Source organism: Actinomadura harenae, from assembly GCF_003696215.1.
Taxonomy (GTDB): domain Bacteria; phylum Actinomycetota; class Actinomycetes; order Streptosporangiales; family Streptosporangiaceae; genus Spirillospora; species Spirillospora harenae.
The window spans coordinates 14,421-36,977 of the sequence record NZ_RFFG01000035.1; the positions used below are offsets into that span (position 1 = coordinate 14,421).

Annotated in this window: 18 protein-coding genes and 1 tRNA gene; 16 read left to right on the plus strand and 3 right to left on the minus strand. The window is 71.7% G+C overall.

Features of this window, described 5'->3' with window-relative positions:
- Window positions 1-206: 206 nt before the first annotated feature.
- From EBO15_RS20270 to EBO15_RS20280, 4 genes are all read left to right on the plus strand, one after another.
- On the plus strand, window positions 207-695 hold the full coding sequence (locus EBO15_RS20270; protein WP_158628293.1) for an ATP-binding protein: 489 nt from the start codon (window positions 207-209) through the stop codon (window positions 693-695).
- A gap of 512 nt (window positions 696-1,207) precedes the next feature.
- Window positions 1,208-1,609, plus strand: coding sequence for a hypothetical protein (locus EBO15_RS20275; RefSeq protein ID WP_122195997.1), 402 nt, complete (start codon window positions 1,208-1,210; stop codon window positions 1,607-1,609).
- A gap of 911 nt (window positions 1,610-2,520) precedes the next feature.
- Window positions 2,521-2,697 (plus strand): hypothetical protein, encoded by a 177-nt coding sequence (locus EBO15_RS44285; RefSeq protein WP_158628294.1) that lies wholly within the window; start codon window positions 2,521-2,523, stop codon window positions 2,695-2,697.
- Window positions 2,698-3,779: 1,082 nt separating this feature from the next.
- Window positions 3,780-4,856 (plus strand): hypothetical protein, encoded by a 1,077-nt coding sequence (locus EBO15_RS20280; RefSeq protein WP_158628295.1) that lies wholly within the window; start codon window positions 3,780-3,782, stop codon window positions 4,854-4,856.
- Between the two features lie 730 nt (window positions 4,857-5,586).
- Here the strand turns inward: EBO15_RS20280 and EBO15_RS20285 are convergent.
- A complete protein-coding gene (locus tag EBO15_RS20285) occupies window positions 5,587-6,120 on the minus strand; it encodes a hypothetical protein (protein WP_147481573.1) in 534 nt (177 codons plus the stop codon).
- Window positions 6,121-7,021: 901 nt separating this feature from the next.
- Here EBO15_RS20285 and EBO15_RS20290 point away from each other — a divergent pair.
- Together EBO15_RS20290 and EBO15_RS20295 are read left to right on the plus strand one after the other, a co-directional pair.
- Window positions 7,022-7,528: a helix-turn-helix domain-containing protein gene (locus EBO15_RS20290; RefSeq protein WP_122196043.1), complete on the plus strand. Its 507-nt coding sequence runs from the start codon at window positions 7,022-7,024 to the stop codon at window positions 7,526-7,528.
- A gap of 1 nt (window position 7,529) precedes the next feature.
- Entirely contained in the window at window positions 7,530-9,080 is a 1,551-nt protein-coding gene (locus EBO15_RS20295) for a site-specific integrase (protein ID WP_199744683.1), read from the plus strand.
- Between the two features lie 333 nt (window positions 9,081-9,413).
- Here EBO15_RS20295 and EBO15_RS20300 read toward each other — a convergent pair.
- Window positions 9,414-9,490 (minus strand) — tRNA-Arg (locus EBO15_RS20300).
- A gap of 128 nt (window positions 9,491-9,618) precedes the next feature.
- Between EBO15_RS20300 and EBO15_RS20305 the strand changes: the two genes are divergently transcribed.
- The 9 genes from EBO15_RS20305 to EBO15_RS47080 all read left to right on the plus strand — a co-directional run bounded on the left by EBO15_RS20305 (window position 9,619) and on the right by EBO15_RS47080 (window position 20,665).
- Entirely contained in the window at window positions 9,619-10,410 is a 792-nt protein-coding gene (locus tag EBO15_RS20305; protein WP_147481574.1) for a phosphotransferase, read from the plus strand.
- Window positions 10,394-11,338, plus strand: coding sequence for a cobalamin biosynthesis protein (locus tag EBO15_RS20310; RefSeq protein WP_122196002.1), 945 nt, complete (start codon window positions 10,394-10,396; stop codon window positions 11,336-11,338). Before EBO15_RS20305 ends, EBO15_RS20310 begins: the two co-directional genes overlap by 17 nt.
- A complete protein-coding gene (locus tag EBO15_RS20315; RefSeq protein ID WP_122196003.1) occupies window positions 11,335-12,870 on the plus strand; it encodes a cobyric acid synthase in 1,536 nt (511 codons plus the stop codon). Before EBO15_RS20310 ends, EBO15_RS20315 begins: the two co-directional genes overlap by 4 nt.
- A gap of 112 nt (window positions 12,871-12,982) precedes the next feature.
- Window positions 12,983-13,654 (plus strand): DUF1444 domain-containing protein, encoded by a 672-nt coding sequence (locus tag EBO15_RS20320; protein ID WP_122196004.1) that lies wholly within the window; start codon window positions 12,983-12,985, stop codon window positions 13,652-13,654.
- Between the two features lie 404 nt (window positions 13,655-14,058).
- The gene (locus EBO15_RS20325; RefSeq protein WP_122196005.1) at window positions 14,059-15,546 is read left to right on the plus strand and encodes an AMP-binding protein; all 1,488 of its coding nucleotides are present in this window, start codon (window positions 14,059-14,061) and stop codon (window positions 15,544-15,546) included.
- A 98-nt stretch (window positions 15,547-15,644) separates the two neighbouring features.
- Complete coding sequence (locus tag EBO15_RS20330; protein ID WP_122196006.1) at window positions 15,645-17,207, plus strand: ABC transporter substrate-binding protein; 1,563 nt, start codon at window positions 15,645-15,647, stop codon at window positions 17,205-17,207.
- Window positions 17,192-18,175, plus strand: coding sequence for an ABC transporter permease (locus EBO15_RS20335; protein ID WP_233616314.1), 984 nt, complete (start codon window positions 17,192-17,194; stop codon window positions 18,173-18,175). Before EBO15_RS20330 ends, EBO15_RS20335 begins: the two co-directional genes overlap by 16 nt.
- Window positions 18,165-19,019 carry an ABC transporter permease gene (locus EBO15_RS20340; RefSeq protein WP_122196007.1) on the plus strand — a complete coding sequence of 285 codons (855 nt, stop codon included), beginning with the start codon at window positions 18,165-18,167 and terminating at the stop codon, window positions 19,017-19,019. Before EBO15_RS20335 ends, EBO15_RS20340 begins: the two co-directional genes overlap by 11 nt.
- Window positions 19,016-20,665 (plus strand): ABC transporter ATP-binding protein, encoded by a 1,650-nt coding sequence (locus EBO15_RS47080; protein ID WP_158628296.1) that lies wholly within the window; start codon window positions 19,016-19,018, stop codon window positions 20,663-20,665. The genes EBO15_RS20340 and EBO15_RS47080 overlap by 4 nt, the downstream gene beginning before the upstream one ends.
- A gap of 47 nt (window positions 20,666-20,712) precedes the next feature.
- Here the strand turns inward: EBO15_RS47080 and EBO15_RS20350 are convergent, their stop codons facing one another.
- Window positions 20,713-21,153 (minus strand): MarR family winged helix-turn-helix transcriptional regulator, encoded by a 441-nt coding sequence (locus tag EBO15_RS20350; RefSeq protein WP_122196009.1) that lies wholly within the window; start codon window positions 21,151-21,153, stop codon window positions 20,713-20,715.
- Between the two features lie 135 nt (window positions 21,154-21,288).
- Between EBO15_RS20350 and EBO15_RS20355 the strand changes: the two genes are divergently transcribed.
- The gene (locus EBO15_RS20355) at window positions 21,289-22,491 is read left to right on the plus strand and encodes an MFS transporter (protein WP_122196010.1); all 1,203 of its coding nucleotides are present in this window, start codon (window positions 21,289-21,291) and stop codon (window positions 22,489-22,491) included.
- Window positions 22,492-22,557: the final 66 nt, after the last annotated feature.

Sequence of the window (22,557 nt, forward strand, 5' to 3'; positions counted from 1 at the left end):
TTCGTCAGTTAATTCCAGGGAGGCTCCGACCCCGAAGCGACGCCTATTAGCCCAGCTCGGCACCTGTGCAGGTGGCCGAGGGAGTGCACGCCATTGGTGCGGCTTGACCTTGATGACGGAGGTGTTGGTCCATGTTGGTCGGTTCGCTCGTGGAACATCCGGGACCGGTGATCGGTCGGCGGGCGAGAATCAGAGAGGAACACAGGATGGGATTCAAGAAGGGGCCGCTGGGATCAGCGGGTGACTGGTTGTGGGGGCCGGATGAGATGCGCTGGAGGCGCACGTTCTCCGGCCGTCCGGATCAGACGGCATCGGCACGTGACTTCGCCGCGACCTTGTTCGCCGGGGCGGCGTGCGTGGACGTGGTGCAGTTCGTGGTGTCGGAGCTGACCGCCAACACCATCCGGCACACGCGCACGTGCGAGGACGGTGGCTGGTTCGGGCTGGAGCTGGTGTATGACGACCCGGCCTACATCGCGGTGGTCGACAACGGTGGCCGGGGCATCCCGACCGTGAAGCAGCCGGTGGATCTGCTGGCCACCAGCGGCCGGGGCCTGTATGTGGTGTCCCAGCTCGCCCACCGGATGGGCATCGAGGGCAGCCCCAGGCTCGGACACAAGGTCTGGGCCGAGCTCGACCTCGACAAGCCCATGGGCGACCCGTTCGGCCTGGAGGTCTCGGCGGCTGCTTCGTAGAGGGGACCAGCCTGCAGATATCAGGCTGGTCCCCGCGCTCAGGATACGGGAGCCGGTTCGAAGGCCCCGCCCTTTCCGTCGATATCGGGCGCAACGGGCGGGGCCTTCGTCGTTCGCCGATGCACCTGGCGGCGGGGGGAGACGCACGCGTCCGTATGCGACCTCGGTGTTCCGTGGCCTTCCAGGTGGCTGGAGCGCTGCGGGGCTCATGTCTGGACATGGGGATCGTGTCCAAGTGGTGGCATCACGATCGAGTCAAGGACGCCGGTGAGGGGCTGGCCTGGGCTTGTGGGGGTGTGAGCAGACCTCTAGGCTCCTCGTCGTTGTCAGGCGACTACGTAGTGTTGCCATGGGGGTTGCTGGTGGGTTCTCGTCGGCTGGTCGTTCTCGGGTTGGTTTGCGCTGTGGGGAGCGTGTTGACGTGCGCGGCGTGTTCGGAACATCGAGACTCGGGCAGCCCCATCGCGGGGCGTCCTCCAGCGGTGTCGACGTCCATTCCCGCGGAGAAGGCTGTGACGGACGCGTACACGGCCTACTGGTCTGCCAACGTTCGAGCGGCCAAGCTGCCCCGTGAACAAGGACGTGCCGAGCTGTCGGCCTTCGCCGAGCCCGATCACGTGAACAAGACATTGGACGGTGCCTCCGACTGGCAGCGCAAGGGGTTCGAGCCTTGGGGGCACGTGACCGTACACGTGACGTCCGTCCAGGTGAGTGGGAGCACGGCGCGGCTTGTCGAGTGTCAGGACGCCTCCACGGCAGGGATCGCGAACGCTCGGACCCACCAGTTGATCAAGGGTACGAGGGGAAGTCCTCACGTGCGCCTTGCTGCGGACATGCAACAGGACGGCGACCGCCGCTGGCGCCTCAAGCAGGTGGCCATCCAGGGGAACACGTGTACTGCATCGCGGTCCTGACCTCGGCCGTCGCCTTGCTGCCGCAAGCAGCGAGCCATCCCGCCCGTCACACGATGCCAGGCGACGTGAAGCCCGATCGAGGCGTGGTCACTCAGCCATACGGCTATACCGCCTTCGCTAAGGCGCCAGGGAGACCGGCGCACAAGAAGGGTGGTTCGAGTGCTTCGCCTGCTTCGAAGAGCAAACCCTCGTGCGTTACGGCGCCGGGGACGAGAACGTCCTTCGACGTGTGCGGCGCAAGCGTCACACCGAACACAGCCGACGGAGCGCCGACCGAGGTGGTGCTCGGTTCGTGTCTGCTGACCAAGGGGACAGCTTCGTCGATCAAGTGCGAACGGCTCCCGCGGAAAGAAGGCGGTGATGGCCAGTCTCCGGAGGAGCTGGCGCAGCGGGCGGCGGCGGACCTGGTGTTGCCAGTGCCGGTGGTTCGGACGGCTCCGCCGCGTGGGCGTGATGGGTTGGTGGGGTTGCCGGAGTTCTTCTGGGCGGGCCGGACCGGTTGGCGTCCTCACACGCGGCGTGCCGAGGCAGGGGGCGTGTGGGCGGAGGTCACCGCCGTGCCTTCGCGGCTGGTCGTCAGACCCGGGACCGGAGATGTACTGTCGTGTGAAGGGCCGGGCACGCCGTACGACTTCAAACGGGCGCCCGCTGGCCAGGACCACAACTGCACATTCACCTACCGGCGTTCGTCGGCGGGTCTGCCCGACTCGGCATATCGCGTGACGGCCGAGGTCGTGTGGACGGCGACCTGGGTGGGATCGGGCGGAGCCGGAGGCATGTTGCCGTCGCTGACCAGATCGTCCAGCTTCCCCGTGCGCGTCGCCGAGGCACAGGCATTGATCCAGAGACGGCCGTAGCGAGCACGCGGCCTGCATCAGCATGTTTCGGCCAGACGTGGGAGGAAGGCCGCTGTGGGCGGCATCACCGCGTCTCTTCTCAACCGCGTCACGCTGGAGAAGACGCGGACCCTGGCCCCCGGCACCAGAACCGGCGCCGAGGAGGTCTGTTGGTGCGTCGTCAAGATCAAGCCTCACTCGGGCGAGGGGATGCCGCGAATCGAACCGTTCAGCTTCTCCATAAATGTCTGAGTGAAATCGGTGTGGAGCCTGGGCGTGAGCATTGAGCTCCTGCGGCGAATTCGAGACACCGGCTGGCGGGGGTCGGAGCTCTTCGCTTCAGAGGGCTGAGCGTGATGCGTTCTCGGCGTGGCTGCGGGCGCCTCGAAACGAGAAGCTTGTGCTTACTTGGTATTGCCGGACCAGGGTCATCAAGGTTGATTTAGAAAAGGCGATTCATGCTCTCGTCCAGCGATGCCTTCTGGTGGCCGAGGAGAAGGAAGTCCCCTGCCTAGACTTGGATTCTAAAATGGTTCTTCGGCGTGGACTTCTGGACATCGAAAGCGGAACTTTGAATGTTTCTGTGGAGGCTGTCGCCGCCGTCTGCTCTGCAGCGGACTCGGTGTGCTCGCTCCTGACTCCCTGAGTTTATTCCACAGTCGCCTTATCGGACATAACCGGGCAAGGGGTATCGAAGCAATGGGGGGGTTGTGAGGGGGTTTTGAGGGGTGATTGAGGGGGTCTTCTGGACGCATACCCCCGGGGCCGTATATCAGGCGCAGGTCAGACGGGGTCTGGGGTGGCTTCGGGCGCCCCGACTTGTCTCCCAGAGACACCCCTGTAGTAGACGCACGCGATGCGACGGCGAGGCTCGCCGGTGCGTCATCCTCTTCCTCGTTCCCTCTCCACCCTTTATTCACTTCGCTTCGAAAGCGACATCAACGCTTCCTGTGAGGAGTCTCGAGGTGGCTTGCGGGGACGGGAAGTTGAGTCTTCGAGGGAGGCGTGTGGCGAGACGACTGGACCCCCTTGTCGGGCTTTTTTAAATGAAGACGTGGTCGTGATCCACAGGGGTCGGTTCGTGCACGTCTATTCTGACGATGTGGCGGCGCGTGAGCATGTCAAGTGTTTCGCGGTCGGGATTGGCGAATCTTTCGGATGTTCGTTCGCATGTTAGGGAAGCCACTCCAGCCGTTCGGGTAACGGTATTTGTTGTGTGTTGCGGGTGTGGAATGCTCGCGATCGAGGGATGGTGAAAGTAGAACGAAAGTACGAACCCCGGTTCCGGCGGGAAATAATGTTCCCGCGCCGGGATGGAGAAAAGGAGTCATGGAATGCCCGCGAACACCATCCCCGCCCCCGCGAACACCATCCCCGCCCCCGCGAACACCATCCCTGACGTGAGCGACGCCGCCCCCACCGCGCCCGCTGTGGCGGACTCCCCGGTCGCCTGGGGCGAGGACATGCGGCGTGTGTGGGATGCGCTCACGGCCACGGGTGGCGGCACGGTCGCGGTGATCGCGAAGACGGCTGGGACGCCCCAGAGGGCCGTCAGGGACGCTCTCAAGACCATGGTCGACTTGGGGCATGTCGTCCGTGACGGCGACGTGTGGCGTCCCAGTCCCGCCACCCCGGACCACGACGGTAGGGACGCCGCGCCGGACGCCCCGGCCACGGACGGCACCGCCACGGATGCCCCGGCCCCGGCCCCGGACGAGGACACCGCACCCGCACCGGACGCCCCGGCCCCGGTTGCGGCGTTGACGCCGGAGAGGGTCGAGGACGCGATGCGGATCATGGGTGAGGAGTCTGGGCGGCGGGCGGCGGCGAAGGCCGATTTGGAGGAGCGTGAGCGGCGGGAGGGGGAGCGTCGTGCGGCGGCCATGGCGGAACTGGCGCGGGCTCACGCGATCGAGTCGGCGCGTGAGGGGTTGGCGGATCTGATCGCGTCGGCTACGGCCGCGTACGCGACCGTAGCCGACGGTGCGGACGCCGACACCATCAACACGGCTCTCACTCCCGTGTTCGACGCCGTCAACGCGTTGGCGGTCGCGACCGGGAACGCCCGCGCCCGCCGTGCCCGTACCGGTGGCGGGACGGTCCCGACGGGCGGCCCGGTCGGTACCGGTGACCGCAAGCCCCCCGCGCCGTTGCGTCCGGCCGTGGCCGCGCATCTGAGCGCTCACCGGGACACCGATTTCACCCCGGGTGAGATCGCGCGGGTGTTGGACCGGTCGTCCGGCGCGGTCGCCAACGCGTTGGCGACCATGGCGAGTCAGGGCGAGGCCGTGCTGACGTGTGAGAAGCCCATGCGCTACCGCGCCGCCCCTGCCACCGACGACACCGCCGCCGCCGACAGAGTAACCGGCGCGGACGCCGATGCTGCGGCCGGAACCGGGACCGCTGCGTAGTGCACCGGTGCCAGCGGGGCGGGGCCGAGGGATCGGTTCCCGCCCCGCTGGCGTTCGCGGTGGTGCCCCCCGGCAGGGGCGGCCTGGTACCGGCCCGGCCCCGTGCGCGCGGCACACGCGTGGTACGCGTGCGGCGGGCGTGTCCTGCCGGTGGGAGGTGTTCGTGCGCGTGTGGGGCGGGTCAGGGCCCCTGGTGGCCGGAGACCGGTGGTGTCCGGGCCCGTGTGCCTCAGGCCGCCGGGTCGGGGCGGCCCGGCGGGGCGGTGTCGGCTCGGTGTTCGTGTGAGGCTGGGACTTGTCACCGCCCTGGTTCGCCCGCCCGCCCGCCCGTTCGCTCGTTCGGAGTGCCGGGCCGTGCGTGGCTGTCGCCGGGCTGGATGAGGGTGGGCGACGGGGGATGGCGGGCGGGGAGCGGTGTCGGCGGGCGCATTGATCCGCCCGAACTCGTGTGCGCTACTGGGGTCTGGTCGTCCGTAGAGGCGAGTCGGGAGCGCCTGCCGGTCCTCATCATGCCCTCCACCTGCATTGATGGGGAGTGCCGGGGATTCTTGTCATAGGGAGAACCCCCAGGCCGGGGCCCAGCGGAAGGCCGTGGAGAAGACCTGGTGCGGATTCCGTACTGCAGCAGAACCGGACCTGGGCCCGGGACACGGCGCTGCTCGGGGGAGCTACCAGGCGAGGCGGTGATGGTCGTCTGCCGTCCCGCCCGGTAGCCGAGAAGGGATTCTCGTTATGTCCGGTTGGTGGTGTTGGGGTTGGTGATCTCGTACGGGTTGAGGTCGCCTCGTGTGGAGGCGTCGTCGAGGTTGATCCAGAACACCCCGGGCTGATTGTCGTTGAGGTAGTCGATGTGCTGGAAGGTGTCCCCCTTGCGCCATGCCCGCTCGGTAAAGATGTGGGCGGGGAACAGGTAGACCTTGGCCGCGGCGGTGTCGGCGGCCAGGCGGTGCTCGGTGATGGGGTACTGGACGGGTTCCCGGGTTGCCGGGTAGAGGATCAGCGCCGCCCAGGGCAGGCGGGCCGACCAGGCGCGGGCGTTGGCGGTCAGGCCGGGCCGGAAGGGCAGAACGCCGACCTGCCCCTCGTGCAGGTCCAGGACGGTGCCCGCGTCGTCGGGCGACAGTAGCGAGGCCAACGCGTACGGGTCGACCAGGTCCCAGACCCTGCGCGCCATGTTCACCGTCACGCCCCGAGCGCTCCTCTTGGCGGTGGACGGGGCGGCCCGACGCCCGGCGGGCGGGATGCTGTGGTCGTGGTGAGTCATGCCGGTGCCCTTTCGATCGTCTGACGCCAGACAGCCACGGCCCCGGCCCGGGGCCCATGACGGGCCTTGGGCGGGTGCGGGCGGTCCGCACGTCATGCGTGTCCGGTCCCGGACGGGACCGGGCATGCATGCACCCGCACCTCGGTGAACAAGGACAAGCCCGCGTGTTGATGCGATTGCAGCTCTGGTGGAGTCGCCCGGCCTCGCTCACGACGCCGACGGGGGCGGAGCAGGCGGCGCAGATGGTGGGTGCTCTGACGGAGGTGCGCCACGGTGGTGCGGGTGGTGGGTGCTCTGGGCGGGCTTGCTCCAAGGTGGCGCGGACGGGGCCAGAGCGGTTCAGGGTGATGGGCCGGGTCGGCCGAGGCTGGTGCGCGGGGTAGGTGTGGTGGGTGGTCGTGTTCCACCCCGGGCTGAGCGGACTGGTTCGCCAGTGGCCGAACGGGTGCCGCCACGCCAGAGTCCGCCCGGCCGCTCCCACAGGCCAGGAAACGAACAGGCGGGGTCTGCACGCCAGGACAAACAAGTCCGGTCCTGCCCCATGAAACCGAACCACCACCAACGCCTACTACAGCGGTGATGCCCTCAGACGGCTCCCGGTATCGGCTCGGTTTGATTCGACTCCGAGGCATGTGAGCCCAGGTCACATCCGGGCTCAGGACTCATCCGGCGTCTGTGGCCGCCCATGAACCGCCAGAGATCAGCCATTGACCGCCAGACCGTGCCGGATGCCAACTGGTCGGCGCCCCGGACCTTTACCTTTCCGGGTGTCCAATCGCTGGTCGGATCGGCCTTCTCTGCGGGTGAAGGAGGTTGGCAGGTCGCTGGCACCTGCGCCGCCCTCGACGAGGTGATCGGGGCGGGCTTGACCTTGATCGGGGAGGTGAGGGTGCATCCACGGATGCTCACCAGCACCCAACGGTCCCGACGATCGCCGGATCGTTCCCGCCACGCGCAATCGCCTTCTCCGTCTCCCAGAGTCGTCTCACGCGAAGGATGTTCTGTGCCCGAACACACCACCGAACAGACCACTGACCGTGTCTCCAGCACACTCGCCGCAAGGGGCCGCCGCCCCCATCGGCGACCCGCGGCCGCGTCCCCTGCACGCCCGCGTCGCGGACCGGCTCCGCGACGGGGCGAGCCGACTCTGCGCCGGGGACTGACAGCCGAGCAGATCAGTGACCTGCCCGCCAGCATCGACCTGGTCACCGCCGCCCGTGCGCTGGGTGTGGGCCGTACCAAGGCGTATGAGCTCGCCCGGACCGGCCGGTTCCCGTGTGCGGTCTGGAAGGTCGGCCGTTCCTACCGGGTCCGCACCAGCGACCTTCAGACCTTCCTCGGCCTCACCACCGCCCCCACCCCGCCCCAGCCGCAGCCGCAGCCGGGCTCGCGCCGGAAGGAGGGATGAGGTGGCCGCGACCGGAAGCACCTTCAAATCCTGCGGCTGCCGCAGCGAAGACGGCACAAAACTCGGCCGCAAATGCCCCAAGCTGTTCCGCGCCGACGGCCGATGGAGCCCGACCCACGGCAAGTGGAACTACCAGCTGGAGATGCCCCGTCATGCCGATGGCGCCCGGCGCGGTCCGCTGCGCCGCTCCGGCTACGCCAGCCAGGCCGACGCCGAGGCCGAGATGAACCAGGCCCGGGAACTCCTCGGCATCGCCGGCGAGGACGAGACGATCCGGATCCAGATCGCCGACCTGATCCAGGCGACGATCAAGGAGACCCGGCAGCTCCCGGACCCCGAGCAGGTGCGTCGCAAGCACCGCACCGGCCAGGAGCTCGGCTCCTCGATCACCGTGGGCGAGTTCCTCGACCAGTGGCTTACTGGGCGTAAGGGACTTCGGGACGGGACTCGCCGCGGTTACGCCGGGCACATCCGCCTCTACCTCAAACCCCACCTCGGGCATCTCGACCTGGACAAGCTGCGGGTCGCGCATGTGGACCACCTGTTCGAGGCCATCGACGACCACAACGAGCTGATCACCCGCGCCCGCGAGTTCGGTGATCCGGACCTGCTCGACCGGGTGAAGGGACGGCGGGTGGTGGGCGCGGCGACCAAGCAGCGCATCCGCGCCACCCTGCGCGCCGCGTTGAACAAGGCGGTCAAGGAGCGTCGGATCGAGGTGAACGTCGCCGCTTTGGTGGAGCTGCCGTCCGGCAAAGCGCCCAAGGCGCTGGTGTGGACCGAAGAGCGGGTCACCCAGTGGCGCAAGGACCTGGTCACCTACACCACCGAGGTCAACGCACGCCGCAAGCGACTGCGGACGAGGAACCCCACCCGCCACGACACTCAGCTCAACCGGATCGACGCCTACATCGGCGCGCCTCGGCCTTCGCCGGTGATGGTGTGGACCCCGGCCCAGACCAGGACGTTCCTGGAGCGCGCCGAAGCCCACCCGTGGTACGCCCTGTACTACGTGATCGCCTTCCGCGGCCTGCGGCGCGGAGAGGCGTGCGGGTTGCACTGGTCCGATGTGGATCTGGACAAGCGCACCGTCACAGTCCGCTGGCAGATCCTGCAGCTGGGAAGCGAATCGGTCGGGGGCGAGCCGAAGTCGGAGGCGGGCGAGGCGACCATCACCCTGGACACCTCCACCATCGCGGTCCTGCGCGCACGCAAGGCCCAGCAGAACACCGACCGTCTGGCCGCCGGGCAGGACTGGCATGACACCGGCCTGGTGTTCACCGACGAGTTCGGGCGGGCGCTGGTCCCGAACAAGGTCACCGACCAGTTCGAGCTGCTGGCCATGGAGGCCGGGCTGCCGCCGGTCCGACTGCATGACCTGCGGCACGGCGCGGCCTCGTTCCTGCTCGCCGCAGGGCACGACATGAAGGTCGTCCAGGAGACCTTGCGGTTGTCGTCGATCACGATCGCCGCCGACACCTACACCAGCCTGCTCCCACAGCTCGCGCACAAGTCCGCCGAAGACGCCGCCGCCATCATCCTCAACGCGTAACCGGGCCGCGCCTGTGTGCATGGCGTGACCCGACCGCCCGTCAACCCGTCGGCCCCGCTGGGACGTGCCGTCCCGGCGGGGCCGACGGGCGTTTACGCGACCGAACGCGTGGGGGTGGGGTTCGGGTTTCCCGCCGGGCCCATCGGACGGGCCTACGGGCGTGGGGCGGCGTGGCGGGTCGCGTGGGTGGCATGGGTCACAGCGGGTGCGGTCGGGGGCGTTGGGGGCCGCTGTGCGACCACGGAGCAACCACGGAGCAACCATGGGGACGAAACGGGGTAAGCCCGGCGGGAGTTGATCTTGACCGTGGTGGGGTTTTCGCAGGTCAGTGGGTGGCGCGCCCAGAGGGATTCGAACCCCCGACCGGCAGATTAGAAGTCTGCTGCTCTATCCGGCTGAGCTATGGGCGCTTGTGAGAGAGGAGTCTAGAGCGAGGCGGGGTGTGTTCGCACTGTCGGGCCAGGGGGTGTGGTCAGGTTGGGGGGTTCGGCGGGTGGGCGGCGCTGGGACGTGCGGGAAGGTCATATCGTTCTGGTTTGTGGTGCTGGAGATCGAGGTGCCGCTCGCGGGCGGGGACGTCACCGAGGGCGTGGTGCGTGCCGGGGAGACGGTGCGGCGGGTGATGGGGGCGCACAGTCCGGCGGTGCACGGGCTGCTGCGGCATCTGGAGGCCGTGGGGTTCGACGGGGCTCCGCGGATGCTCGGGGTGGACGAGCGGGGCCGGGAGATCTTGAGCTGGGTGGACGGGGAGTGCCCGCGTTCACCGCTGCCGGCGTGGGCTGTTGGTGATGAGGCGTTGGCGGGCGTTGGGGCGTTGCTTCGGCGGTATCACGAGGCTGTTCGGTCGTATGGGACTCGGGTAGAGGATCCGTGGGACTCGGTGGCGTCGAACTTCGATGGGCCGGCCGAGGTGATCGGGCATTGTGATGTGACGCCCGAGAACGTGGTGTTCCGTGGCGGGGTGCCGGTGGCGTTGATCGACTTCGATCTCGCGCGGCCCACGACGCGGATGTACGACGTGGTGACGGCGTTGCGGCACTGGGCGCCGATCGCGGATCCGGCGGATCGGGACGATCTGCTGTACGACGTGGACGCTGGGCGGCGGATGCGGATCTTCGCGGACGCGTACGGGTTGTCTGCGGGGGAGCGGCGTGAGCTGCTGCCCGCGGCGCGGGTGCGGTTCGAGCGGTCGTACCGGGCGATGAAGCGGCGTGCCGAGGGCGGGGGAGCCTGGGCGCGGCTGTGGCGCGGGGGCGCGGGCGGGCGCATCCGGCGGGCTCAGGACTGGCTGGACACTCATTGGGACGAACTTGATGCGCATCTCGTCTAGGGCCGTGGGGCTGCTCGCGGGCGTGGCACTGGACGCTCTGGTGGGTGATCCCCGGCGTGGGCATCCGGTGGCGGCGTTCGGGCGTGTGGCGTCGGGTTTGGAGAAGAAGGTGTACGCCGACTCTCGTGCGCGCGGGGTGGCGTACACGGCGGTGCTGGTGGGCGGGACGCTCGCCGGGGGCGTTGTGGTGGAGCGGGCCGTCCGGGGGCGGCCGCTCGTGCGCGCGGGGGTGACGGCGCTCGCGACGTGGGCGGTTCTCGGCGGGACGTCCCTGGGACGTGAGGGACGCGTCATGAGCGGGTTCCTCGAGGACGGTGACATCGAGGCGGCGCGGGGGCGGCTCGGGCATCTGTGCGCACGGGATCCGGCCGGGCTCGGCGCGGACGAGCTGGCGCGGGCGACGGTGGAGTCGGTGGCGGAGAACACGTCGGACGCGTCCATCGCGCCGTTGGTGTGGGGCGCGGTCGGCGGGGTCCCGGGGCTGCTGGCGTACCGGGCCGCGAACACCCTGGACGCGATGGTCGGGTACCGCAGTCCGCGTTATGAGCGGTTCGGGTGGGCGTCGGCGCGGTTCGACGACGCGGTGAATCTTGTGCCGGCGCGGTTGACCGGGCTGCTGGTGGTGGCGGTCGCGCCGCGGGGACGGCGGTCCGAGGCGTGGCGGGTGCTGCGGCGGGACGGCGCGTCCCACCCGAGTCCGAACGCGGGGCGGTGCGAGTCCGCGTTCGCCGGTGCCCTGGACGTCCGGCTGGGCGGGGCCAACGCGTATGGCGGGCAGGTCGAGAAGCGTCCTGAGCTGGGTGACGGGCGGTCGCCGGAGGTCGCGGACATCCGGCGCGCGGTGCGGTTGTCCAGGCGGGTGACCGTGGCGGCGGCGGTTGTGTGCGCGGCCCTCGCGGGCGCGCGGGATCGGAAGGTGCGTCGATGAGGCGTGGCAGGGCGTTGCTGGTGGCCGGGACGACGTCGGACGCGGGGAAGAGCGTCCTGACGGCGGGGCTGTGCCGGTGGCTGGCGCGGAAGGGCGTGCGGGTCGCGCCGTTCAAGGCGCAGAACATGTCGCTGAACTCGATGGTGACGGCGGACGGCGCGGAGATCGGGCGGGCGCAGTACACGCAGGCGCTCGCGGCGGGGGTCGAGCCGTCCGCGCTGATGAACCCGGTGCTGCTGAAGCCGGGGAGCGACCGGCGGAGCCAGATCGTGCTGCTCGGGCGTCCGGTCGCGGAGGTGGACGCGCTGGAGTACGGCGCGCACAAGGAGCGGCTGCGGGAGGTCGTCCTCGACAGCCTGGCCGAGCTGCGGGCCGCGCACGACGTGGTGGTCTGCGAGGGGGCGGGGAGCCCGGCGGAGATCAACCTGCGGCGCGGCGACCTGGCGAACATGGGGCTCGCGCGGGCCGCGGACCTGCCGGTGATCGTGGTCGGGGACATCGACCGGGGCGGGGTGTTCGCGTCCCTGTTCGGGACGGTCGCGCTGCTGGAGCCCGCGGATCAGGCGCTGGTCGCCGGGTTCGTGATCAACAAGTTCCGGGGCGCGGAGGAACTGCTCGCGCCCGGGCTGGCGCAGCTGGAGGCGCTGACGGGCCGTCCGACGCTGGGCGTGCTGCCGTGGACGCCGGGCCTGAACCTGGACGCCGAGGACTCGCTGGCCCTGGACGGCCCGCGCGCGCAGGCCGCGCCGCCGGTCGGGCGGGAGACGCTGCGGGTGGCGGTCGTCCGGGTGCCGCGCATCTCCAACTTCACCGACGTGGACGCGCTGACCTGCGAACCCGGGGTGGTCGTCCGGTATGTGACGACGCCGGGGGAGCTCGCGGACGCGGACCTGGTGATTCTGCCGGGTTCGCGCGCGACGGTCGCCGACCTCGCGTGGCTGCGCGAACGTGGTCTCGCGGACGCGATCGTCGCGCGCGCGCACGAGGGCAGGCCCGTCCTCGGGATCTGCGGCGGGCACCAGATGCTCGCCCGGACGATCGAGGACGAGTACGAGTCGGGCGCCGGCACGGTCGAGGGTCTCGGCGTCCTCCCGACGCGGGTGCGTTTCGGCCCGGACAAGATGCTCGGACGGCCGTCCGGTACGGCTTACGGACAGCCCGTCCAGGCGTACGAGATCCACCACGGCATCGTCGAGCCGGAGGGCGGCGAGCCGTTCCTCGACGGCTGCCGTGTGGGCGCCGTGTACGGCACGACCTGGCATGGCGCGCTGGAGAGCGACGGGTTCCGGCGGGCGTTCCTCGCCGACGTCGCCGCGCGCGCTGGGCGGGCCTTCACGCCCGCGCCGGACGTCTCGTTCGCCGCGCTCCGCGAGGCCGCTCTCGACACGGTCGCCGACCTCGTCGACGCGCATCTCGACACCGCCGCGATCGAGGCGCTCATCGAGGGCGGCGCCCCGGCGGGGCTGCCTCTCGTCCCGCCCGGCGGCCCGCCCGCCGTGCCCGCCGCGCGGACGGCGGCGGGACACGCCTGAGGGCCGCCCGCCCTGGCGGGACACGCGTGAGGGCCGCCCGCCGGGGCGGGCGTCCCGGTAAGGTGATCGACTTGCGTACCCCGCCCATCCCGCCGTGCAAGGAGGTTCGCCGGTGACCGAGCCGCGGAGCAGACTCGTCGTGCCGCTCATGAGGGCCAAGGTCCCGTGTGACGTGCAGCTGGAGTTCCCGCTGCCGCCCGGCGAGGAGCCGATCCGCGAGCCGTTCGCCGCCGATCTGTACGTGACCTACGCGCTGGAGCTGCCCGCCGAGCCCGGCATGGTGACGCTGCCGGGCGCGGGCGCGGGACGCCGCTACGAGCACGTCGCGCGGCGGCACTGCGGGGAGCTCGGCATCGACCCGCGCGACCTGGCCCGGCAGGCGTCGATCAACCTGCGGGACCTGCGTCCGGAGCTGGCGTTCGGCTGGTATCCGGACGCCCGCGCCGTGACGGTGACGCTGGGCTCCGCGGACGCCCGGGACCCGTCCGGCCGGGGCGGCCTGGAGGCGAGCCTGCTGCTGGACGAGGGGTTCTGCGACAAGCTCGCCCAGGACGTGGACGGAGATCTCGTCGTGGCCGCGCCCGCGCGGGACGTGTTCGTCGCGACCGGCACCGGGCACCCGGACGGGATCGCGAAGCTGCGCTGGGCGGTCGCCCAGGTGTGGACGGCCGAGCGCGCCGCCGACCCCGCCGTCCCGGCGAACTGGGACGTCCCCGCCGGGTCCCTCCTGACGCGCGAGCTCATGGTGCGCCGTCCGACCGGCTGGGAGCCGCTCCCCGCCTGACCGGCGTGGCCCCGCGGGGATCCGCTTCCCGCCCGACTCGGCCATGTGGGAAATCCCTACCCGGATGACCTGCCGAAACGGGTGAACTTCCTCCTCGTGTGCCTCGGGGGCCGCTCGTATGCGGCCTCGGGGGGACCGAAAACCCCCGTCCGGTGGGGACGGCGGTAGGCCCGAATTCCGGGGGTCCCGTGACGGGTTGCGGCCGAAACTCCCGGCGTGTCGCCCGGCGATGGACGGGAATGGCCGGTCAGATGCGGTTCTTTCGGGTCAACAGGGACAGATCATGGTGTCCGTAGGTATGACCTAATTCCCGACCCGGTTAGACCGGAATGGGGGAAACCGGCCGTGTCGGTATGCCTACCCGGCGTAGCCTCCGCTTGTCGTCCCAGGCGGAAGGAGCCGACATGGAAGGCAATCTCGCGTCCGACCTGGCCGATCGCGCGGACGCCCACGGGTGGCGCGACCGGCCCCTGTTCTACGCCGGTGACGCGACGATCAGCCACGGCGAGGCGCACGCCGCCGCGGCGCGCGCGGCGGGGGTGCTGCGCGCGGCCGGGGTCCGGCGCGGGGACCGGGTGCTGCTCGCGCTGCCCGACTCGGTCCCCCTGGTCGCGGCCCTGTTCGGGACGCTCCGGCTCGGTGCGGTGGCGGTCCTCACCGGGCCCGAGCAGGGCGAGAAGGAGCACGCGTACGTCCTGGCGGACGCCGAGCCGCGCGTGGTGGTCTGCGGGCCGGAGCTGGCGGTGCGGTTCCCGTCGGCGCGGGTCCTGACGGGGGAGGACCTGGCCGACGAGCCCGCGTCCGTCCCGCCGCCGGTGCCGGTGGGGCCGGGCGCCCCGGCCTACGTCCAGTACACGTCGGGGACGACCGGGAAGCCGAAGGGTGTGGTGCACCGGCACGGCGACGCCGAGGCGTACTTCCTCGCGATGGGCGTCGGGGCCCTCGCGATGGACCCGTCGGACGTCGTGTTCTCGCTGGCCAAGGCGTGCTATCCGTACGGGCTCGGCGCGACCGTGTTGTTCCCGATGTTCTGCGGGGCGGCGGCGGTGCTGTGGGCGGCGCAGCCGAGCGTCGAGGGCGCGGCGGAGCAGGCGCGGCGGCACCGCCCGACGCTGCTGTTCACCGTCCCGACCTGGTACGCGCGGCTGGTCGCCGCGCCGGAGCGGGAGGCGGGGGTGCGGCACGCGTTCGGGTCGCTGCGCGCGGCGGCGTCGGCGGGCGAGCCGCTGCTGCCGACGCTCGCCGACCGGATCGAGCAGGTCCTCGGGTGCCCGGTGCTGGACGGCCTGGGCAGCACGGAGGTCGGGCACACGTTCGTGTCGAACACGGTGGGGCGGCGGCGGCGCGGCGCGCTGGGGGTGCCGCTCGACCCGTACGAGATCTCCGTCCGGAACGAGGCGGGCCCCGGCCGGACGGCGCGTCCGGGCGAGCCGGGCGTGCTGTACGTGCGGGGGCCGTCGGTGATGACGGAGTACCTCGGCAAGCCGGGGCAGACGGCCGAGGTGCTGACGGCGGACGGCTGGCTGCGCACGGGCGACCTCGTGCACGTGGACGACGACGGGTTCGTCCACCACCACGGCCGGGTGCTCGACCAGGTCACGGTGTCGGGCCGCCGGGTGTCGCCGCTGGAGGTGGAGCGGATCCTCGGCCAGCATCCCGGGCTGGTGGAGGTCGCGGTGGTGCCGGACGCCACGGAGGCGGGGGTCCTGCACGCGTACGCGGTCGCGATGACCGGCGCGGACGAGATGGCCCTGCTCGCCGAGGTGCTGGACCTCGCGCGGACGCGGCTGCCCGAGCACAAGGTGCCCGCGACGGTGAACTTCCTCGCCGAGCTGCCGCGCACGTCCACGGGGAAGATCCGCCGCTCGGCGCTCCGTCCCACCGTCGGGTAGGCCGGTGGCGCGGGCCCGGGTAAGCGGTCGCCGACTCGGCGTTCTGGAGCCGCCCTTGCTATGGTCCTTGTTGCGAGGTATTTGCAACAAGGAGTGATATGCGTAAGTCAGTGCTGGTCATCGGGGTGGTGACCGCTCTGGCGGCCGCCGGTTGCGGGGGATCCGGCGGCGAGGCGAAGCCCGGGGGGACGTTCACGTACGCGATCGGCGACGAGCCGGACACGCTGAACCCCGTCCTCCAGGACGAGCACATCGACCCCGTCACCGAGATGGTGTTCCGCGGCCTGACCCGCCACGACGCCGCCAACAAGGTGGTGCCCGGCCTCGCCGAGTCGTGGCGGGTCTCGCCCGACCGCCGCACCTACGCCTTCACGCTCCGCAAGGGCCTGACCTGGCAGGACGGCAAGCCGCTGACCTCGGCGGACGTCAAGTTCACGATCGAGGAGATGAAGAGGGCCGGGGCCGAGGTCCCGCTGTCGCGGAACTTCTCCTCGGTCGCGTCCGTGGAGACGCCGGACGCGACGACGGCGACGCTGAAGCTCAGCCGCCCGTTCGCGCCGCTGCTGGACGCCATGGCGGTCGGCCTGCTGCCGCGGCACGTCCTCCAGGGGAAGAAGCTGACCGACGCCGACTTCGGTCAGCACCCCGTCGGCGCCGGGCCGTTCCGGCTGACGACGTACAAGCCGGGGCAGTACGCGGAGCTCGCGCCGTTCGACGGCTACTACGAGGGCAAGCCGAAGCTGCCCAAGGTCGTGATCAAGTACGTGCCGGACGACAGCGCCCGGCTGATCCAGCTCAGGGCCGGCGAGGTGGACGCGGCGCACGTCCAGCCGCAGCAGGTCGCGCAGGTGCGGAACGTGAAGGGCGTCCGGGTCGAGACGTACCCGACCGCCGACTACCGCGCGCTGATGCTGAACTTCCGCAAGCCGGTGTTCGCGGACAAGAGGGTGCGGCAGGCGATGAACTTCGCCGTCGACCGCGACGCGATCGTCCGGAGCGTCCTCAAGGGGCAGGGCAGCCCCGCGACCGGGCCGCTGGACGAGTCGCCGTTCAAGACCGAACCGGCGCCGTTCTCGTTCGACACGGCCAAGGCCGACGCGCTCATGAAGTCCGCCGGATACGCCAAGAACGCGCAGAACATGTGGGCCAAGGACGGTAAGACCGTCCGGTTCGAGCTGAGCACGTTCGCCGAGGACTCCGCGCGCGTCGCGATCCTGAACGTGTCGGCGACGCAGCTGAAGCAGGCCGGGTTCGACGTCCAGCCGAACCCGCGCCCGCGCGACTGGGTGCGCAAGCACTGGGGCGACCTGGACGCGTTCGTCGTCGGCTGGGGCACGCCCTACGACCCGGACTCGTCGGTCTTCGGGCCGTTCTCGTCCAGCGAGGTGCTCGCCAAGGGCGGCTCGAACTACGGCTCCTACAGCAACACCGGCGTCGACAAGGCCCTGGCCAAGGGCCGCGACACCGACGACCCGGCCGTCCGGAAGGCGGCGTACGCCGACCTCCAGAAGGCGCTCGCCGAGGACCCGCCGTTCGTCTGGATCTCCTACCTCAAGACCGACAACGTCGTCCCGTCCTCGCTGAAGGGGCCGGAGCAGCGCACGCTGGGCCACCACGGCTACGGCTTCTTCTGGAACGCCGAGAAGTGGTCCTGGTCCTAGCGCGCAGGGCGGCGGCGGCCGTCGTGGTCGTCGCCGCCCTGTCCGCGCTGTGCTTCGCCCTGCTGGACGCCGCGCCCGGTGATCCGGCGGCGAACATCCTGGAGGCGCGGTCGGGCGGGCGTCCGCCGAGCGCCTCCGCCGTCGCCGATCTCCGGAGGTCCATGGGCCTGGACGACCCGCTGCCCGTCCGGTACGGACGCTGGGTCGGGGGCGCCCTCCACGGCGACTTCGGCACGTCCTACAAGACGGGCCGCCCGGTGTCTGAGGTGCTCGCGGACACCGTCCCGTGGACGCTGCTGCTGACCTGCGCGGCCGTCCTGATCAGCGTGCTCGGCGCGGTCGCGGTCGGCCTCGCCGCCGCGCTCACCCGCCGCGCCTGGCTGCGCCGCGGCATCGAGACCACGCTGTTCGTCGTCGGCGGCATGCCCGGGTTCGTGGTCGCGCTGCTGCTGCTCTGGGTCTTCTCGGCCTGGCTGGGCTGGCTGCCGTCCGGCGGGGTGTCGGAGCCTGACCAGCCGGTCACTGTCGGCGTGCTGCTGCCGCACCTGGTGCTGCCCGCGCTGGCGCTCGCGTTCGGCCACCACTTCGGCGCGTACGCGCGGCTCGTCGAGACCGGCGTCGGACGCCTCCGGACCGCCCCGCACGTCGACAACGCCCGCTCCCGCGGCCTCCCCGGACGCGTCGTCGTCCCGCGCCACCTGCTGCGTCCCGGGCTCGTCCCGTTCGCGGCCCGGCTCGGCGTCGGCGTCGGCGGCCTCGTCGCGGGCGCCTACGCCACCGAACTGATCTTCTCCTGGCCCGGCATCGGACGGCAGGCCATCCTCGCCGCCCAGGGCCAGGACTACCCCGTCCTCACCGCGATCGTCCTGATCACGGGCGTGATCGTCGTCGTGGCCAACCTGCTCGGCGACCTCGCCGTCGCCTGGCTCGACCCCCGAGTGAAACTGGAACCCGGCCATGCGCACTGAGGCTTCGCGGCGGGGGCTGCTCGCGTTCCGGATGCCCGCCGGACGTCCCGGCGTGTGGGCGGCGGCGCTGGTCCTCGGCGCGATGGCGCTCGCGGCGGTCGCCGCGCCCCTGCTGACCTCGCACGATCCGCTCGCGACGGACACCGACGCGACGGCGCTCCCGCCCGGATCGCCCGGCCATCCGCTCGGCACCGACCTGCTCGGACGCGACCTCTGGACGCGGCTGCTCTACGGCGCGCGGACGTCCCTGTCCGCCGGGCTCCTCGCCGGGGCCGTCACCGTCGCGGCCGGCGTCCTGCTCGGCGCGGTCGCCGGCGCCGGACCGCGCTGGCTCTCCACGCTGATCTCGCGGATCGCGGACGTCCTGCTCTCGGTCCCGATGCTGATCGTCGCGCTCGCGCTGTCCGCGTTGCTCGGGCCGTCCCTCGGGACGGTCGTCGTCGCGATCGCCGTCACGAGCTGGATGCCGGTCGCGCTCGTCGCCCGCGCGGAACTCATCAGCCAGCGCGAGCGGCTGTACGTCCGCGCCGCGTACGCGCTCGGCCTGTCGCGGTGGCAGGTGCTGCGGCGGCACCTGCTGCCGGGCGCGCTGCCGCCGATCGCGTCGATCGCGGCGTTCGAGGTCGGCCACGCGATCCTCACCGAGTCCACGCTGAGCTTCCTCGGCCTGGGCGTCCCGCCGAACCGCCCGAGCTGGGGGAACCTCCTCACCGAGGCCCAGCAGCACCTGCTGACCGGCGAGTGGTACACCGTCGCGTTCCCGGCCGCGTGCGTGGTCGTGACGATCCTCGCGGTCAACGTCCTGGCGTCGGCGTTCGCGCGCGGCGAAGGGAGCGCCTGGTGAACGCCCTCACCCTCAAGGCCCTGACCATCGACGTCCCCGGCCGCCGGGTCGTGGACGGCCTGGACCTCACGGTCCCGCGCGGCCGGGTCGTCGCGCTGGCGGGACCGTCCGGCAGCGGGAAGTCCCTGACCGCGCGGTCCGTCGTCGGCCTGAACCGCGAGGGCGTGCGGGCCGGCGGGGCGATCATGCTCGGCGAGACCGACCTGCTGACCCTGCCGGAGCGCGAGCTGCGGGCCGTCCGGGGCCGCCGCGTCGGCTACGCCTTCCAGGACGCCGTCGCCAGCCTCAACCCCACGATCACGATCGGACGCCACCTCACCGAGACCGTCCGCGCCCATCGCGCGGCGGCCGACGGACGCGACGCGCTCCGCCGCTGCGGCCTGGACCCCGACGCCGTCTGGCACGCGCGCCCGTACGAGCTGTCCGGCGGGCAGGCGCAGCGCGCCGCGCTGGCGCTGGCGACCGTCCTCGGCCCGGACCTGCTGATCGCGGACGAGGTCACCACCGCGCTCGACCCGGTCACGCAGGCCGAGGTGCTGGACGCCGTCCGCGCCCAGGCCCGCGACGAGGACCGCGCCGTCCTGCTGATCACGCACGACCTCGCCGTCGCGGCCCGCTGGGCCGACGAGATCGCCGTGATCACCGAGGGGCGCGTCGTCGAACAGGGGCCGCCCGGGACCGTCCTCGGCGAGCCGCGCCACCCCTTCACCCGGGCCCTGGCCTCCGCCGCCCGGCTGGAGCCGTCCGCGCGGGAACCGGGGGAGCGCGGGGAGACGGCGGTGTCGCTGCGCGGCGTCCGGCGGGTGCTGGGCGGACGCGCCCGGACGACGGTAGCGCTCGACGGGGTCGACCTCGACGTCCGGGAGGGCGAGGCCGTCGCGGTCGTCGGACGCAGCGGTTCCGGGAAGTCCACGCTGGTCGGGGTGCTCGCCGCGCTCGACCGTCCCCAGGACGGCCGGGTCCTCGCCGGCGGCCCGGACGCGCGGGCCCGGAACGCGAGATCGCTGCGCGGCCCGGACGTGCGGTCGCTGGGCGGCCCGGACGCGAGATCGCTGCGCGGCTCGGACGTGTGGGCGCTGCGCGGCTCGGACGTGTGGTCGCTGCGCGACCGGGACCGGCGCGCCCTGCGCCGCCGCACCGGCCTGGTCTTCCAGGACGCCCTCGCCTCCTTCGACCCGCGCCACACCGTCCGGCAGGTGATCGCCGAGGCCGGGGCGACCGCCGCCGACGTGGACGCGCTGCTCACGCGTGTCGGGCTCGACCCGGCGCTCGCCGGGCGCATGCCGAGGACGCTGTCGGGCGGGGAGCGGCAGCGGGTCGCGCTGGCGCGCGCGCTCGCGTCCCGGCCGCGCGTCCTGCTCGCGGACGAGCCGACCACCGGCCTCGACGTGATCGCCCAGGAACGCGTCCTCGCGCTGCTCGACGAGCTGCGCCGGGACGAGGGCCTCGCGATCGTGTTCGTCACCCACGACCTGCGGGTGGCGCGCCGCGTCGCCGACCGGGTCGTCGTCCTGGCCGGGGGCCGCGTCGTGGACGATCTTCCCGCCGCCGCCCTTGACTCCGCCGCCCTCGACTCCGGCGCGGTGTCCCCCGAGACGGCCGCCCTGCTGGCGTCCACCCCGTCCCTCCGCCTGCCGACCTCCTAGCTCCCGGGGCCGCCCGAACCGGCCGCACCGCCCACGGACCGGCGGGGTCAGGCCTTGGCGCCGATGGTCTCGATGGCGGTGACGAGGGGCTTGAGTTCGGGGAGGTCGGCGGCGCCCGCGAGGGCCTCGGCCAGGGCGGCGTTGTGGGTCGGGGTGGCGTCGTGCATGAGGGCGCGGCCCTCGTCGGTGGCCTCGGCGCAGATCCCGCGGCGGTCCGTGGGGGACAGGACGCGCCGGACCAGCCCGCGTTCCTCCAGGCGCGCGACCAGGCGGGTCGTGGCGCTCTGGCTGAGGACGAGGACGTCGGCGAGCTGCTGCATGCGGACGTTCCGCGCCTCCGGCTTGGACAGGTGGTGCAGGGCGCAGAACTCGTTCACGGCGAGGTCGTGCTCGCGCTGGAGGGCGCGTTCGATCTCGTCCTCGATGCGGGTGTGCAGGGCGGCCAGGGTCCGCCAGCCTCCGGCCCGTGTCGCATCGTCCTGTGACATGGCTCACCTCTCCCGCGGTTGACTCCCACTGCTTGCACGCGCATATAGTCGGCGTGTGCATATAACAAGCGCGTGCAACTAATGCTTCCGCCTGTTACCCGCGTACGCCTCTCAGTCTAACCGGAGGAATCCGACATGCCCCTCGCCCTCCTGGCGCTCGCCATCAGCGCCTTCGGGATCGGCACCACCGAGTTCTCCCCGAACGGCCTGCTGCCGGACCTGGCCCGCGACTTCCACACCTCGATCCCCACGGCCGCCCTCCTGGTCTCCGGATACGCGTTCGGCGTCGTCGTCGGCGCGCCGCTCCTCACCGCGCTCGGCGCCCGGCTGCCGCGCAAGGGGATGCTGCTCACCCTGATGGGCCTGTTCATCGCCGGGAACGTCCTGTCGGCCGTCGCGCCGACCTACGGCGTCCTCATGGCCGGGCGGATCCTCGCCGCCTTCTCGCACGGCGCCTACTTCGGCGTCGGCGCCGTCGTCGCCGCCGACCTGGTCAAGCCCGAGAAGCGGGCCGGCGCGATCGCGCTCATGTTCAGCGGCCTCACCATCGCGAACGTCCTCGGCGTCCCGGCCGGGGCCTGGCTCGGACAGCAGTACGGCTGGCGGATGACCTTCTGGGCGATCGCCGTCGTCGGCGTGATCGGCCTGATCGGCGTCGCCGCGCTCGTCCCGCGGACGCCGCGTCCGGGGGCCGGACTGCGCCGCGAGCTGGCCGCCTTCCGCAACCCGCAGGTCTGGCTCGCGCTCGGCATGGCCGTCCTCGGCTGGGCGCCGGTGTTCACCGTCTACACCTACATCTCGTCCACGATGACCGACGTCGCCGGGTTCGGCACGGGCGCGGTGCCCGTCGTCATGATCCTGTTCGGGCTCGGCGTGTTCGCCGGGAACATCCTCGGCGGACGGTTCGCCGACCGCGCCATGTTCCCCGCCCTGTTCGCGACGATCGGCGCGACCGCCGCGCTGGCCTTCCTGTTCGTCCCGGCCGCGCACACCAAGGCGACCCTCGTCGTCGGGATCCTGCTGCTCGGCGCCGCCGGATTCTCGACCGTCGCGCCGCTCCAGCTCCGCGTCCTGGACGTCGCGAAGGGCGCGCCGACCATGGCGTCCGCCGCGAACATCGCCGCCTTCAACCTCGGCAACACGATCGGCCCGTTCCTCGCGGGGATCACGATCGACGCCGGGTTCGGCTACACCTCGACGGGCTGGGTCGGCGGGCTGCTCGGTGTCGGCGGGTTCGCGTTCGTCGTCGTCTCCGCCCTCCTCCACCGCCGGACGGACGGACGCCGCGCCCCCGCCTCCGTGATCGTCACGGGAGCGTCCGAGCGGCAGCCGGCCTGACCGGCCGCGCCGGCGGGTCCGCCGGGCGAAACCGGTTGGCCGGACGATTCGGGCGAAGCGTAATCT

Excerpts from the sequence above, each read along its gene's own strand:
- EBO15_RS20340 (WP_122196007.1), top strand. The coding sequence starts at position 18,165 with ATGCGCACTGAGGCTTCGCGGCGGGGGCTGCTCGCGTTCCGGATGCCC.
- EBO15_RS20285 (WP_147481573.1), bottom strand. The coding sequence starts at position 6,120 with ATGACTCACCACGACCACAGCATCCCGCCCGCCGGGCGTCGGGCCGCC.
- EBO15_RS20350 (WP_122196009.1), bottom strand. The coding sequence starts at position 21,153 with ATGTCACAGGACGATGCGACACGGGCCGGAGGCTGGCGGACCCTGGCC.
- EBO15_RS20315 (WP_122196003.1), top strand. The coding sequence starts at position 11,335 with ATGAGGCGTGGCAGGGCGTTGCTGGTGGCCGGGACGACGTCGGACGCG.
- EBO15_RS20330 (WP_122196006.1), top strand. The coding sequence starts at position 15,645 with ATGCGTAAGTCAGTGCTGGTCATCGGGGTGGTGACCGCTCTGGCGGCC.
- EBO15_RS20270 (WP_158628293.1), top strand. The coding sequence starts at position 207 with ATGGGATTCAAGAAGGGGCCGCTGGGATCAGCGGGTGACTGGTTGTGG.
- EBO15_RS20355 (WP_122196010.1), top strand. The coding sequence starts at position 21,289 with ATGCCCCTCGCCCTCCTGGCGCTCGCCATCAGCGCCTTCGGGATCGGC.
- EBO15_RS20280 (WP_158628295.1), top strand. The coding sequence starts at position 3,780 with ATGCCCGCGAACACCATCCCCGCCCCCGCGAACACCATCCCCGCCCCC.
- EBO15_RS20290 (WP_122196043.1), top strand. The coding sequence starts at position 7,022 with ATGCTCACCAGCACCCAACGGTCCCGACGATCGCCGGATCGTTCCCGC.
- EBO15_RS20310 (WP_122196002.1), top strand. The coding sequence starts at position 10,394 with ATGCGCATCTCGTCTAGGGCCGTGGGGCTGCTCGCGGGCGTGGCACTG.
- EBO15_RS20325 (WP_122196005.1), top strand. The coding sequence starts at position 14,059 with ATGGAAGGCAATCTCGCGTCCGACCTGGCCGATCGCGCGGACGCCCAC.